Below are 13563 nucleotides of genomic sequence, written 5' to 3'. Positions count from 1 at the left end.
TTTCTCATTCTCCTCTGTGAAAATTCTCTATTTTTTCGTAAATGACATCTAATTGCACATGGTTTCTGACATGATCTGCAAGCCGATCAAAAGCTGATTCTCTTAATTGATTAAAAGAAACCCGCTCCGTTATCTGCTCTAATCCTTTTTGTTTACGAATCTTGTTCAATAACGTTTCCCTGAATCCATCATTATGGAAAATCCCGTGAAAATAAGTGCCTATTACACGCTCATCATCACTTTTGGAACCTTCGTACCCTATTTCTGTTTTTATCAAAGGGTTTCGTTTCTCCTCAAAGAAAGATTTTCCCATATGAATTTCATAGCCTTTTACTTTCATAGGCGTTTGCTGGAAAGTCAGAATCCCTTCGGATAGAACGGTTGTTTTTTCCGTTGTAATCGTTGTTCGCAAAGGCAATAAACCGAGTCCCCATTCGTGTTGGAGCGGTGACTCGATGGCGTCAGGATCGGAAATGGAAAGACCTAGCATTTGAAATCCTCCACAAATCCCGACAATCATCGTTTTCCCATTGTTATGAAGGGAGTGAATCTTCTCCATTATTCCGCTTTGCTTCAAAAACAGCAAGTCTTCAATCGTGTTTTTACTGCCTGGTAAAATGACGAGATCCGGTTGTTTCAGTTGATCTGCTTTTGTCACAAATCGAACATGACAGTCCGGTTCGGCGAAAAAAGGATCGACATCCGTAAAATTTGAAATCTTCGGATAGCGGATGACCGCAATGTCTATATCTTTCGTTTGATCTTCATCGGGCTTATACCGGTCTAATATAACCGAATCTTCTGCTTCAATATGTAAATCCTGAAGATATGGAATAACGCCAAGCACCGGTTTTCCTGTATATTCTTCGAACCATTTGAGTCCGGGCTCCAGCAATTTTACGTCTCCCCGGAACTTGTTAATGATGACGCCAACGACACGTTTACGGTCTTCGGGGGAAAGAAGCTGAAGAGTTCCTACTAAACTGGCAAACACTCCACCTTTTTCGATATCACCTACAAGAATAACCGGAGCGTCGGCCATTCGTGCAACACGCATATTCACAAGCTCCCGATCGTTCAAGTTCACTTCAGCCGGGCTTCCTGCTCCTTCAATCACGATTCGCTCGTATGTATGGGACAAAGACTTAATGGCGTCTTTAATCAGCTGTAATCCCATGTTAAAAAAATCTTTCCGATAATCAAATGCATTCATATTTTGAAACGGCTTGCCATGGACAACAATTTGTGCATCATTTTCCCGGCTCGGTTTAATTAAAATGGGGTTCATATCGGTTGTGGCCGGTACACCGGCTGCTTCCGCCTGAACTCCCTGGGCACGCCCGATTTCTTTCCCGTCAATCGTAATGTATGAGTTAAGAGCCATATTTTGCGACTTAAATGGAGCGGTGCGGTAGCCGTCCTGAGCAAAAATTCGGCAAAAAGCAGTGACTAAAACACTTTTGCCTGCATCAGAATGGGTTCCCTGAATCATGATTGGAAGTGCTTTACGCATGCGCTTTTCTCCTCTTGCATTTCTCTATCCACGCTTCCATCATTTCCGGACAGGAGGCAAAATGAAAATGGGTATAACCGGCAACTAGATTTCCATCCATATAGCCTTCATTCTTGATACCCCGCATCCCTTTCGTTTCGTAAGCATGTTGGATTTCCTTATCCGGGTGGAAGGTAGAATAATGAAATTCGTGCCCCTTCGCTCTTTTTCCTTCCTGTAAAAGAAAGTTTCCGGCTTTACCTGTGATTTCCCTATAGCCAAGCGCCGCTAATTCGGGTTGCATTTTTACCTTTCCAGGAATGAGTCCGACCATTTTGAACACCTGTCCATCGTTTGTTTGGATCTCATCTGTTAAATACATAAATCCACCGCATTCTGCTAGTGTTGGCAATTCATCCTCGATGGCATTTCGAAGGGATTGTCTCACAATCGTTTGTTTTGACAGTTGAGCAGCAAATTCTTCAGGGAATCCGCCCCCAAGGTAGAGACCATCCACATTTTCCGGAAGAGCTTCGCCGGCAAGAGGAGAAAAATAAACGAGTTCCGCTCCGTAAGCTTCAAGCATTTCCAGGTTTTCCGGATAATAAAAATTAAAAGCTGCATCTTTGGCTACCGCAATCCGGACCGTCGGCGCTGCTTGTTTTTCAAAGAGTGAAGATGAATGATCGATCTTTAATTCCTCTGACACAGATAGTTCCATCAGCCTGTCGAGATCGACTGTTTCAAGTACGAGTTCACCGAGATGATCGAAAAACGAGTCAAGCTCGCCCCTTTCAATGGAAGGAATTAAGCCAAGGTGACGTTCAGGTATCTCCACCTCTGTTTCTCGCTTTAAATAACCGATAACAGGAATGCCGCATTCTTGTTCAATCGCCGTTTTCACAAGGCGAAAATGCCCTTCGCTTCCAACACGGTTGGCGATCACACCGACAATGTTCGGACCGTCGGCAAAACATTGAAACCCTTTGACAATCGCCGCTGCACTGCGTGCCATGCTGGCACAATTGACAACGAGCAGCACAGGACTCTTTGTCATCATACAGATTTCAGCCGTGCTTCCTGCATTTGTTCTTGGATCCTTCCCATCGAAAAATCCCATGACCCCTTCAATGATGGAAATATCCGCTCCTTCGCTTCCCCGCACGAAGATTTCTTTTACGGTTTCCTCTTCTAACATCCAACTGTCAAGGTTGCGTGAGGCTCTTCCGGTCACGGCAGTATGATAAGATGGGTCAATATAATCCGGACCGCATTTAAATCCCTGCACTATATACCCTTTTTTCCGGAGGGCAGACATTAAACCAATCGTTAACGTCGTTTTTCCGACCCCGCTCCCTGTTCCGGCAATGACGATTCTTCGCTCAGTCATGCTCCTTCCCCCCATCATGCGAAATAACTGCTACCGAAATGGTCACATTTCCTGACTTCTTTTTCACAAGGGCCAGCTTTTGGGTACCACTGCATAATCGGGCGGCAGGCTCGCTTACCCCGTAGGCGCCTGTATATTTGTATACTGTTTCAGAAGGATGTTCCATTTCAATCATATTTAGCTGTTCCGGCGTATAGTATACAAACTCCCAGCCGTATTTGGCTGCCGTCTCAAGCAAGCCTTCTTCATCTTTCTTTAAATCGATTGTGCTGATGGCCTTCACACTTTTAATGGAAAAGCCCAGCTCATCAAGCGTTTCTTGAATGACAGACTCGATTTCTTGCATGGACGTTCCGCGATTGCAGCCCATTCCCAGGACAATGACTTTCGGCCGGTATAATACACCATTTGCCAGGATCGGTTTCTCTTGTTCCGTTAAATGTCTGTGAGTAATAACAAGTGCGGCAGCTGTTTTTGCTTTTAATGCTTCTTGAATAGAAGCGTATGTCTGAATGTTTTCAGGCAGCGGACGGTCATAATCCCACCATTCCTTTTCACCCGATTCCTGGACGACAGCAATCTTCTCTTCATTCACAACGGAAGCACTGACAGGCGTCAGTTTTTCAGCCGAATCCCATACCCAGCCAAAACGTTTTCCAAATAGGTCGACGGGAATCGTTTTTTGGACATCAGAAGCCGTCGTTATGATGGGACGTGCCCCCAAGGCTGCAGCTACTTCTCTTGTTAATTCGTTGGCTCCGCCTAAATGGCCGGAGAGGACACTGATGACGTTTTCTCCCTTATCGTCAATGACCACAACACCCGGGTCCGTTTTTTTATCTTTCAAAAGAGGCGCAATCATTCTGACGACCGCACCGAGAGAAATAATCAAAATGATTCCTTTATAGGCTTGAAAAAGGGATGGTAAAAGAAGCCGGACACTTCCCTCAAACAGTTGGATGTCTCTTGCTTCTTCATCGCCTTTTTCGAATTTCTTCATATAATATAGATCTGCATGTTGAAATGAGTTGCTTAAATTACGTGCTAACTCCACACCGTGCTTCGTGATGGCAACAATGGCATATGTACCGTGCTGGTTAATGGTTGGGCGATTTCCTCCCTCTAACAAAATACTCACGATTTCACTCCTCGTCGAAAACCATGGGTGAAGGTTTTGTCGTACAGCTTAGAGCGGTAGTCCTTTTCATGAATATGTTCATCAAGTGCCCATCCCGCCAGTATCATCGCCTGCTTTCTCATTCCATTTTTGTGCATCTCTTCATCCAGGTGTTCCAATGTTGTCCGAAGAATCCTTTGATCCGGCCATGTTGCTTTATAGACGACTGCTACCGGTGTTTCTTTGCTCCAGCCTGCATCCAGGAATTCTTTCACCACTTTTTTCGTCAAAGTCGCACTCAAAAACAAAGCAATTGTACAATGGTGCTTGGCCAAGTCTTTCAGCTTTTCGGTTTCAGGAACGGGTGTGCGCCCTTCCGCTCTTGTCAGGATGACCGTTTGTGTCAAATCGGGGATCGTAAGCTCAGCTCCCACGGCAGCTGCAGAAGCAAAGACAGAGCTGACACCGGGGATAATTTCAACACCGATTCCAGCTTGTTTTAAAAGAACGATTTGCTCCATGATGGCTCCATAAACGGCTGGATCTCCCGTATGTACACGAACAACCTTTTTTCCGTGTTGTACGCGTTCCACCATTAGATCGACCATTTCCTCAAGGTGCATTCCCGCTGTTTTGATCACTTCCGCATCAGGCTTTGCTCTTTTTACAAGGTCCTCGCTCACTAAAGAATCAGCATACATCACAACATCAGCTTCTTGAAGAAGCGTCAAACCTTTGACCGTAATTAAATCCGGATCCCCTGGCCCTGCTCCGATAATTGTTACCTTCATTATTTTCTCACCACCATCAACGTTAAATATTCAAGCTCCACGTTCTCAAGCTCGCGAACATCCCAAATAATTTCCTCATCAGACGTCACCTTCGTTACAACGGAAGCACGATCCACTATATCGAGTTCACGCAAAATTTCAAGCATAAGGTCCATCACTTTCGCCACTTTAATGAAGACGACACAATCATTTTCTTCCATTACTTTTTTCATGGTTTCATAGTCGTCTCTCGCCGGTATGATGGCAACATGGTCGTCCCCTTCCGCCAGCGGAATGCCCAGCCTTGACGCCGCACCATTGATGGAGGAGATGCCTGGAACTGTTTTAATGTCCACTTCCGGATGGAGCTCTTTCATTACATTCATCATATGGATGAATGTACTATATAAAAGGGGATCTCCCTCTGTCACGAATGCCACATCTTTTCCTTCCTCCAGCTTTTCCCATACCATCTCGACCGTTTTGGTCCATTCCCGTTCTAAGATGACAGGATCTTTTGTCATCGGAAACACAAGGCCAAGCATTTCTTTTTCTTCCGGCTTCACATACACATCGATAATTCGATGTGCATAGCTCTTGCTGCCCTTTCTCTTTTTCGGGTATGCAATAACGGGTGATTCCTTCAGCTTTCGGAAAGCTTTGACCGTTATCAGTTCCGGATCTCCCGGTCCCACTCCTAAACCATATAATGTGCCGATCATGCTAGTCCTCCTTCTTTCGCTCTGCTGTGATAATATAAATCGGATTTAACGCATCAAACCTTGTCAGATTCAAAATCGGCTTGCTTCTTGAGATTTGGGCAAGCGTAATCTCCGTTTCAAATCCCCTCGTTTTAAATGCTTCGACGGCCTGGACAAGGTTTTCAATCGTGACGGCATTCAATACGATGCGCCCCTCCGGCTTTAACCGTGAACAGCAAACATCCAAAATGTCCTCCATCCCCCCGGCTGTGCCACCAATGAAAATGGCATCAGGTTCCGGAAATTCCTCTAAGCCGTCAGGTGCCTTTCCGTGAACAAGAGTGGCATCGACACGGAACTTCTTCATGTTTTTTTGGCCGTTCTCAAGATCTTGTTCATTTTTTTCGATGGCATAAACCGCCCCTTCACGAGCAATTTTTGCTGCTTCGATCGCTACTGACCCCGTGCATGTGCCAATGTCCCATACAACACTCTCTTCTCTTAACCGGAGAGCACTGATGCTTAATGTACGGATTTCCTTTTTTGTAATAAGCCCTTTGTCCGGCTTTCGTTGGTAAAATTCTTGATCATCTATGCCAAATGTCCACGACGGGCCTTCCTTCATTTTTTTTAAAATGACGACATTCAACGGAGAAAACTCTGTTTCGGCCATTTTGCTCAAATCATACCAGCCGCAGCGTTCATCTTCTCCCCCAAGATTTTCGGCCACAAATGCCTTGTACTCCGTGAAGCCAAATGACAATAAATAGTCCGCTATTTTGGCAGGATTGTTTTCTTCGTCCGTCAGCAGCGCTGCTTTTGGGCGACCGTCAATCCGCTGTGCTAATCCTTTTATGCTGCGGCCGTGAACACTCGTAAAATAAGCGTCCTGCCAGCCTTCTTTCATTCTTGCAAAGGCGAGTTGAATCGAACTCAAGTACGGATAGATTTCTACCTCCATCTTTTTTGATAAATAACTGCCGATTCCGTAAAACAATGGATCCCCCGATGCTAAGATGACCACTCGCTTCGTCTCTTCTTTCAGCCGATCCGCAAGGGAGAGTAAGCCTCCTTTAATGACCATCTTTTCTCCCTTATAATCCGGAAAGAAAGACAGCTGCCGCTCGCCGCCGACTAATATTTCACTTTCAGTAATCCATTTTTCATAGATTGGGAGCAGGCTTTGTTGCCCTTCATCACCTATTCCAATCACTTTGATGTTCTGTGCCATTTCGTACCGCCTTTCCTAAAAGCGCACCTTTTAATGTATACAGGCTTGTTTCAATTTCCAGTCCGCCTCTTATTTCTTTCAAACCGTTCAAACAACAGCAATCACAAAGCTTTTGAAAAAACTCCACAAGTCCGCTTTCCATCATTAAATCACCGACTTGTGAAGCGGTATTGGCATTTAGTACTTGTTCGCAAAGTTCTCCATCCGCTCCTGCCTCCCTGGCAACGCTCGCCAGAAAGTTAAAATCGACAGGAGCGCTTTTGGAATGGACCATCATGACCCCTTGAGCAACTTTTGAAAATTTCCCCATCATGCCGACCATGGATACTCTCTTTATCCCTTGCCGCTTGCACTCTTTCAATGTAAAACCGACAAAATCTCCCATTTCGATAAATGCTTCTTCAGGAAGATCGGGATATTGCTGCATACCCAATTTTTCACTGCGTCCGCCTGTTGTAATGACAACATGGTCACAACCTCCCGCTTTGGCTACACTAATGGCTTGAACAATGCTTGCTTTATAAGCGGCAGTGGAAAACGGAACGACAATGCCGCGAGTTCCTAAAATGGAGATACCGCCAATAATGCCAAGTCGGGCATTCAGCGTTTTTTTAGCGATCTCTTCTCCATCGGGAACGGAAATGACCACTTTAACACCTCTTGTGATATTAAATTCCGTTAAAACCTCTTTTGCCGTTTCGTAAATCATCTTTCTCGGTACAGGATTGATGGCAGCTTCCCCGACTGAAACCGGCAGCCCTTCCTTTGTCACACGTCCGACGCCAATGCCGCCGTCTATTGTAATTCCGGGCATTTCACACCAAGTGACCGTTGATTTGATTAAAGCGTTGTGGGTGGCATCGGGATCGTCACCAGCATCTTTAATAACACCGGCTTCTGCCATATCCTGCGTTACTTCACAGCTCTCCATTTGAAAAGTGGCAAACTTCCCGACAGGAAGGTAAATCGTCGCTTCCATGTGCTTTTCACCTGTAATTAATGCCGTCAATGCCGCCTTCGTTGCTGCCGTTGCGCAAGAGCCTGTCGTATAGCCCTGCCTTAATTTCTTTTTATTTTTTGGAACTTCTTTCATCATCGGTTTACGCCTTGTCTGCAAGAATAGAAATCGCATTTAAAGCTGCAACCGTGACGGTACTCCCGCCTTTCCTCCCGATGTTTGTAATAAAAGGAACATCCAGTTTTGCCAGTTCCTCTTTTGATTCGGCAGCTGACACGAACCCAACCGGCAGGCCAATGACAAGACCCGGTTTCGCTTCACCTTCTTTGATCAACCGAATGAGCTCGAGCAATGCCGTCGGTGCGTTTCCGATGGCAAAAATGCCGCCGTCTGCTTCTTTAATCGCTTTTCTCATCGAAATAATGGCCCTTGTCGTATTAAGACGCTTCGCTTCTTCCATGACATCCGGGTCTGAAATATATACTTTGATTTCTCCGCCGTATTTTTCAATTCGCTGTTTGCTGATTCCAACTTGCACCATCTGCACATCCGCCACCACTTTTTTTCCGCTCCGGATAGCGTGGATTCCTGCTTGGATTGCATCCGGGTGAAAGACAAGGCTGCGCCCCAGCTCAAAATCCGCAGAGGCATGGATCACCCGTTGTACTATCGGGTACTGTTCTGCGGTAAACGGGTGCTCTCCAATTTCTTCCGTAATCATTTCAAAGCTTCTTCCTTCAATTTCCTGTGGTTGTACTGTCAACGGTTTAAATTCTGTGCGAAAATCCATCTTGATCCCCTCCTGTTTTATCCTGCTCTAACGGGCAGAAAGATTCCCGCTTCAAACTACACTAAGTAAGGAATCACTGCCCATAAAAGCCTGATCGGTTCAACAAATTTTTCAAATTGTAAGTAAGCGGCTAATGATATCGGAAAAGCTGGAGTAGGCTGTTCCATAATCGATCTTCGGACGTCTAATCATAATTGTTTCAATTCCAAGTTCCATGGCCGCTTCCAGCTTTTCGTCTACTGAACCGGCTTTCCCGCTTTCTTTTGTAATCATTAAGGTCACTCCGTATTGCTTGTATAGTGCCTTGTTGAACTCTTTTGTGAATGGTCCTTGGATGGCGACTATATTTTTTTGTGAAAATCCGAGTTGCTCACATTTTTCCATGTTGTCTTTTCTTGGCAGCATGCGGGCAATGACCCGTGTTTCGGGTAAATGAAGCAGCTTTTCAGAGAATACTTGCAATGTTTTACTTCCGGTTGTCAGCATGATGACACCTTTTTTTTCAGCGGCGACCATTGCTGCTTCTTCATACGTATCGACCATGATAAGATGGCGATTCCCAAATTGCTGAGATTCCCGTTCATAACGAATGTACGGAACATTTGCCAGCTTTGCTCCTTGTATCGCGTTTTTGCTTGCTTCCTCCGCAAAGGGGTGACTTGCATCCACAACCGCCTTCGCCTTATATTCTTCAATAAAGCTTGCAATCTCTTCATTCGTCAATCGGCCAACATGGACCTTTAATCCATTCTCTCTCATCTCGTTTGCTGCGTTTTCCGTCACAACCGTTGTCAATAGTTCAAACCCGTTTTTTTTGATTTCAAGCGCCAGAGCCCGTGCATCACTCGTACCTGCTAAAAACAAAATCATTATATTTTTTGCACCTCATTTCCATGGGTGTGTTCATGTTTATGATGATGGTGGTGGTCATGGTCATGATGATGGTGATGATCGATAAACTCCATTGCATTAATGCGATATTGACACGTGTCGCAATTCATTTTCACTTCTCCTTGGATCGCTTCATCAATGCGGTCCTTTATAACGGTTCGCAGCCCCTCATGAAAACCAAAATAATCGGCAAGTTTAAATTCATGTTCAGGATAAGTTTGCTCCAGTTCTTTTACCACATCTTCCAGGCGTTTAATTAAAATACCCGTGAACAAAAAGTAAGGGAGAATAACAATCCTTTTCGCCCCGAGCTTGATACACCGTTCTACCCCCTCACGGACGAGAGGATCGGTTACACCCATAAATGCAGGCTCAATCAATTTGTAATGAAGTTTCTCCCATAAAAGGCGGGTGATTTTATATAAATCACTGTTGGCATCAGGATCGCTCCCTCCTCGGCCCAGCAATACGACTGCCGTATCCGAATCAGGCTCATGAACGTTCTCGCCGACATCTTCCAACCGATTTTTACAAATTTCCAATGTTTCCTCATGAATCCCGATTGGTCTTCCATATGTAAACTGTATGTGCGGGTACCTTTCCTTCGCCTCATCAATCGCGGCGGGAATATGGATTTTCGAATGCCCTGCCGGCAACAGCATGATCGGAATGACAAGGATGTGGCTTGCTCCTTTTCGGACACAGTTGTCAATCCCTTGATTCACATTTGGAGATTCGAATTCCAAAAAGCATGTTTCCACTAAAAGAGATGAATCCAATTCCGGTTTCAAGTTTTCAATAAATTGCCGTACCTGCTCGCTTCCTTCCGCATCACGGCTTCCGTGGCCTACCATTAACACTGCTTTCATCTTTCTTCCTCCTTGCTTCGTTTATTTTGGAATATCAACTCTCTACTCCCCGCATGGCGCAGGCTCGATTTGAATGTTAGGCGCGATGTCTTTATGTTTGAACCCTTGCACTTCCCGAACGCGCTTAAAAAATTTATAAAACCGTTCATTTGGATGTCCTTTCTCCTTATACTCCCAGACGATGTTTTCAATGACTTCCACGATGTCTTCGGGTTCAATTCCTTCTGCAACGGGCTGTCCGGCATGGGCAGTCCTACCGACCGTCTTCGCTCCTAAAAATAAATCGAATTTCCCTTTTCGGTACACAATGCCGATATCTTCCTTTACTGCACCGTAACATGCCATTCCGCATCCATTGAAACCAATCATCAATTCTTTCGGAAGGTCCATCCCACCTAGTTTTTCTTGGATTTTCTCTGCGTAAGGAATGGAATCCCTCTTCTCTCCATCGCAAAAGTCACATGCTTTGACAACGAGAACATCTCCTGTCGGCGACAACGATAAATTGACGTTCCGTAATTTTTCCGTTACCTTATCGGGACTTGAAGTTGGAATCCGAAGAAGGATTTGATGATGAGGTGTATATTCCATCGTCCCTTTTTGGCCGACCACTTCGGCTAGGGCCATCATTTGCTCCGGCGTGAATTTTTTGTTGACGACTCCAGGACTGACGGCCAGCTCAAAAATGGATTCAACTGGATTGTATGCACGGCCGACACCAGTGGTGTCCAATGCAGCAGCTTTTTCAGCCTTTACTTTTTTTAGAGCTTCCATGGCCAGAGAAAGGGGAGATTCTTCCTGTTTCCCTTGATGAAGCGCCCAAGGTTCATTTTCGTGTCGCAGCCTTTCATGCGGCTTTAACGGCTGTACCTCCGAATCGAGCGTATATTTTCGCTGGTATCCTCTTGGTGTGATCATCTTGCTGCCATATAAAAAAGTAGACGAGTTCCCGATCATAACGGTTGTAAGCATGCCAATTTCGTGATCGAGCATCTCTTTTAGATTGGTCATGACGATATCTTGTTTCTCGCGAAAAGCGCTTTTGACAAGGCCAACCGGTGTTTCCGGAGAACGATATTTGAGCAGAATTTTTTGAGCTTCTGCGATTTGTCTCGTTCTGCGGCCGCTTTTTGGATTATAAAGGGCAATGACAAAGTCCGCCTGAGCGGCCGCTTCGATGCGTTTGGCAATCAAATCCCATGGCGTCAAGTGATCGCTTAAACTAATCGTACAAGCATCGTGCATGACCGGAGCACCGAGCAAGGCTGCACAAGAATTGATGGCCGATATTCCCGGGATGACTTCCACTTCCACACCCGTCTCTTCACTCCACCCTTTTTCCACGAGAACTTCGTAAATGAGTCCTGCCATTCCGTAAACACCTGCGTCACCGCTTGAAATGACGGCAACCTTTTTGCCTTCTTCAGCAAGGCGGACAGCAGCCTGTGCACGGGTCACCTCTTCTGCCATTCCTGTACTGATTATTTCCTGATTAGAAAGCAAATTCTGAATTAATTCTACATACGTTTTGTATCCGATCACACAATCGCTCTCTTGAATCGCTTCCTGCGCTCTTTTCGTGATATGCTCAAAACTGCCGGGACCAAATCCGACTATAAGTAACTTACCTGCCACTTTACAGTCCCCCTTTCATGATTTCTGCCATTATTGAAATTCCCAATCCAATGCTGTAGATTCCCGTTACGGAACCAAGGACAATATAAAGCTTTCGTCTGAATTTTGCCTTTGTGAACCCCCATGAAAGAAGAAACGTAATGAAAATTGTTGAAGCCAGCAATCCCACCACAAAAAGAATGAGCTGAAGTGCAGCGGCTGTTGTGTTATCAACCCCTGCCGCATTTGTGATAATCGCTATTTGCGTCGGGCTTTCTACACCGACACCATGAATGATACCGATGATCAACGCACTAATGATTCCTAAACCGACCGGTGAGATGTCTACCCCCTTTCCTGATTTCTTTAAAAACTTTAGCACGAATTCATAGACGATCCTTAATCGACTCTTAAACTCGTATTCTTTATTTTGCTGAAAAAGAGAGTGTAAGATTATTCCCCCTAATATGAGAAGAGTTAGGCCCACACAGATTTCGATCATATTTTGGGCACCTTCCGGCAATTTGGTCCCGATAAATAAAGTCACCAGCCCAATGCACAGCACGATCAAGCCGTGTCCGAATGCATACATGACCCCTAAGGAGACTTGTCTCTTCTTCCCGTTTTCACTGCCGACCATATCGGCAATCGCTGCGACATGGTCGCTGTCCATTCCATGCCTCATTCCAATAAGGATCGCCAATAAGGCAAAACTCAACCATTCCATCGTTTACTTCCCCGCCTTCTCCATTTTTGAGATTCCTTCATGGAAGCCTTCATAACTGGAGGCTATCATGCCTTCATCACCAAATTGGTAGATGACCGAATCCTCTATTACTTTTCCATCCGCCAGATGTTCGGTGATGATGTTCCGCCCTTCCTCTGGTGACGCGACTTTATACCATGTTCCTTCCGGATACGCGATGACGATACAAGCATCTTTACATCTTCCATTGCAGCGTGTTCTCGTCGTATGAATTTGTTCATCCAGATTTAATCGTTTAATTTCATCCCGAATGGCCTGGGTGACTTCTTCCCCTCCTTTTCGCATGCAGCTTGATCCGTTGCAAATTAAGACATGATGTTTCGTTCCCGTTAAATTCCAAGTTGTCATTGCACTCACCTCTCCCTTTTTTAAACCCCGCCCGTCTTCTAAAAGTAGTATTCAAAACATGAAAGAGTACTCGGACTATGGTCTTTTTCCGTACAAAAAGAAAAGCACCCTCAACATATGAGGATGCTTTTGTACACGAAAGAATAACAGCAAACAATAGAAGAAAACGAACGAGATGAAGACCCAAAATGGCAGCCTTAATCGCGAATGCTTGCTTTCCGAACGTGACACCCCCCCTATTCTCGTAGGTTCATGGCGTCTGCAACATGGCAGGTCTCCTGACTTGCGGATCTTCAATTCCTTGCGTCTTCCCATCTAATCTTAAAACAGTGACATATTGCAAGGCCTCTCCCCGCTTACAGTGGCGGAACCGTGCCGGATTTTCACCGGTCTTCCCTTTTAAGCTAAAGGCCCCAAACGGCCTTAGCACCATCTTGCTCGACAATATTTGGTTTTGTTTACCATATTATCATATATAATAATGGAATAATAGTCTAGTAAAATCTTCTATGTTATTTTTCGTTTCCTCAGTTTTTTTAATTTGTTCATTATATCCGTCTATAGTTAGTTCTTTGTGATTGAGTGTATTTTTGTTGAAGTCATCCTGATCATATAAGCTTGGTCAT

13 protein-coding genes and 1 riboswitch are annotated in these 13563 nt (G+C 45.0%); all 13 genes read right to left on the bottom strand.

The window, feature by feature from the left end:
* Window positions 1–4 precede the first annotated feature (4 nt).
* The 13 genes from ACFOU2_RS10805 to ACFOU2_RS10745 all read right to left on the bottom strand — a co-directional run bounded on the left by ACFOU2_RS10805 (window position 5) and on the right by ACFOU2_RS10745 (window position 12937).
* On the bottom strand, window positions 5–1513 hold the full coding sequence (locus tag ACFOU2_RS10805) for a cobyric acid synthase (protein ID WP_377914960.1): 1509 nt from the start codon (window positions 1511–1513) through the stop codon (window positions 5–7).
* Window positions 1506–2882 (bottom strand): cobyrinate a,c-diamide synthase, encoded by a 1377-nt coding sequence (locus ACFOU2_RS10800; protein ID WP_377914958.1) that lies wholly within the window; start codon window positions 2880–2882, stop codon window positions 1506–1508. Before ACFOU2_RS10800 ends, ACFOU2_RS10805 begins: the two co-directional genes overlap by 8 nt.
* Complete coding sequence (locus ACFOU2_RS10795) at window positions 2875–4020, bottom strand: cobalt-precorrin 5A hydrolase (RefSeq protein ID WP_377914956.1); 1146 nt, start codon at window positions 4018–4020, stop codon at window positions 2875–2877. Before ACFOU2_RS10795 ends, ACFOU2_RS10800 begins: the two co-directional genes overlap by 8 nt.
* Window positions 4017–4790 carry a precorrin-4 C(11)-methyltransferase gene (gene cobM / locus ACFOU2_RS10790; RefSeq protein ID WP_377914954.1) on the bottom strand — a complete coding sequence of 258 codons (774 nt, stop codon included), beginning with the start codon at window positions 4788–4790 and terminating at the stop codon, window positions 4017–4019. The genes ACFOU2_RS10795 and cobM overlap by 4 nt, the downstream gene beginning before the upstream one ends.
* The gene (gene cobI, locus ACFOU2_RS10785) at window positions 4790–5491 is read right to left on the bottom strand and encodes a precorrin-2 C(20)-methyltransferase (RefSeq protein ID WP_377914952.1); all 702 of its coding nucleotides are present in this window, start codon (window positions 5489–5491) and stop codon (window positions 4790–4792) included. Before cobI ends, cobM begins: the two co-directional genes overlap by 1 nt.
* Before the next feature lies 1 nt (window position 5492).
* Window positions 5493–6701, bottom strand: coding sequence for a precorrin-6y C5,15-methyltransferase (decarboxylating) subunit CbiE (gene cbiE / locus ACFOU2_RS10780; RefSeq protein ID WP_377914950.1), 1209 nt, complete (start codon window positions 6699–6701; stop codon window positions 5493–5495).
* Window positions 6667–7794, bottom strand: coding sequence for a cobalt-precorrin-5B (C(1))-methyltransferase (locus ACFOU2_RS10775; RefSeq protein WP_377915098.1), 1128 nt, complete (start codon window positions 7792–7794; stop codon window positions 6667–6669). Before ACFOU2_RS10775 ends, cbiE begins: the two co-directional genes overlap by 35 nt.
* A gap of 7 nt (window positions 7795–7801) precedes the next feature.
* The gene (locus ACFOU2_RS10770; protein WP_377914948.1) at window positions 7802–8449 is read right to left on the bottom strand and encodes a precorrin-8X methylmutase; all 648 of its coding nucleotides are present in this window, start codon (window positions 8447–8449) and stop codon (window positions 7802–7804) included.
* Between the two features lie 111 nt (window positions 8450–8560).
* Window positions 8561–9319 (bottom strand): precorrin-6A reductase, encoded by a 759-nt coding sequence (gene cobK / locus ACFOU2_RS10765; protein ID WP_377914946.1) that lies wholly within the window; start codon window positions 9317–9319, stop codon window positions 8561–8563.
* Complete coding sequence (locus ACFOU2_RS10760) at window positions 9319–10209, bottom strand: sirohydrochlorin chelatase (protein WP_377914944.1); 891 nt, start codon at window positions 10207–10209, stop codon at window positions 9319–9321. The genes cobK and ACFOU2_RS10760 overlap by 1 nt, the downstream gene beginning before the upstream one ends.
* Window positions 10210–10251: 42 nt before the next feature.
* Window positions 10252–11844, bottom strand: a complete 1593-nt coding sequence (cobJ, locus tag ACFOU2_RS10755; protein WP_377914942.1) for a precorrin-3B C(17)-methyltransferase — start codon at window positions 11842–11844, stop codon at window positions 10252–10254.
* 1 nt (window position 11845) lies between these two features.
* A complete protein-coding gene (locus tag ACFOU2_RS10750) occupies window positions 11846–12550 on the bottom strand; it encodes a HoxN/HupN/NixA family nickel/cobalt transporter (protein ID WP_377914940.1) in 705 nt (234 codons plus the stop codon).
* A gap of 3 nt (window positions 12551–12553) precedes the next feature.
* Window positions 12554–12937: a (2Fe-2S) ferredoxin domain-containing protein gene (locus tag ACFOU2_RS10745; RefSeq protein ID WP_377914938.1), complete on the bottom strand. Its 384-nt coding sequence runs from the start codon at window positions 12935–12937 to the stop codon at window positions 12554–12556.
* Between the two features lie 251 nt (window positions 12938–13188).
* Window positions 13189–13386, bottom strand: a riboswitch (cobalamin riboswitch).
* Window positions 13387–13563: the final 177 nt, after the last annotated feature.

The sequence above is a fragment of the Bacillus songklensis genome, from assembly GCF_042649685.1.
In the GTDB taxonomy this organism is placed as follows: Bacteria; Bacillota; Bacilli; order Bacillales; family Bacillaceae_H; genus Bacillus_BA; species Bacillus_BA songklensis.
The sequence above is the reverse complement of the archived record's forward strand: the minus strand, read 5'-3'. Positions and strand labels throughout refer to the sequence as shown.

What these genes read in the sequence shown, in the direction of transcription:
- ACFOU2_RS10745 (WP_377914938.1), bottom strand. Translation starts at nt 12,937, where the DNA reads ATGACAACTTGGAATTTAACGGGAACGAAACATCATGTCTTAATTTGC.
- ACFOU2_RS10805 (WP_377914960.1), bottom strand. Translation starts at nt 1,513, where the DNA reads ATGCGTAAAGCACTTCCAATCATGATTCAGGGAACCCATTCTGATGCA.
- cobM (WP_377914954.1), bottom strand. Translation starts at nt 4,790, where the DNA reads ATGAAGGTAACAATTATCGGAGCAGGGCCAGGGGATCCGGATTTAATT.
- ACFOU2_RS10775 (WP_377915098.1), bottom strand. Translation starts at nt 7,794, where the DNA reads ATGAAAGAAGTTCCAAAAAATAAAAAGAAATTAAGGCAGGGCTATACG.
- ACFOU2_RS10760 (WP_377914944.1), bottom strand. Translation starts at nt 10,209, where the DNA reads ATGAAAGCAGTGTTAATGGTAGGCCACGGAAGCCGTGATGCGGAAGGA.
- cbiE (WP_377914950.1), bottom strand. Translation starts at nt 6,701, where the DNA reads ATGGCACAGAACATCAAAGTGATTGGAATAGGTGATGAAGGGCAACAA.
- cobI (WP_377914952.1), bottom strand. Translation starts at nt 5,491, where the DNA reads ATGATCGGCACATTATATGGTTTAGGAGTGGGACCGGGAGATCCGGAA.
- ACFOU2_RS10770 (WP_377914948.1), bottom strand. Translation starts at nt 8,449, where the DNA reads ATGGATTTTCGCACAGAATTTAAACCGTTGACAGTACAACCACAGGAA.
- cobK (WP_377914946.1), bottom strand. Translation starts at nt 9,319, where the DNA reads ATGATTTTGTTTTTAGCAGGTACGAGTGATGCACGGGCTCTGGCGCTT.
- ACFOU2_RS10750 (WP_377914940.1), bottom strand. Translation starts at nt 12,550, where the DNA reads ATGGAATGGTTGAGTTTTGCCTTATTGGCGATCCTTATTGGAATGAGG.
- ACFOU2_RS10800 (WP_377914958.1), bottom strand. Translation starts at nt 2,882, where the DNA reads ATGACTGAGCGAAGAATCGTCATTGCCGGAACAGGGAGCGGGGTCGGA.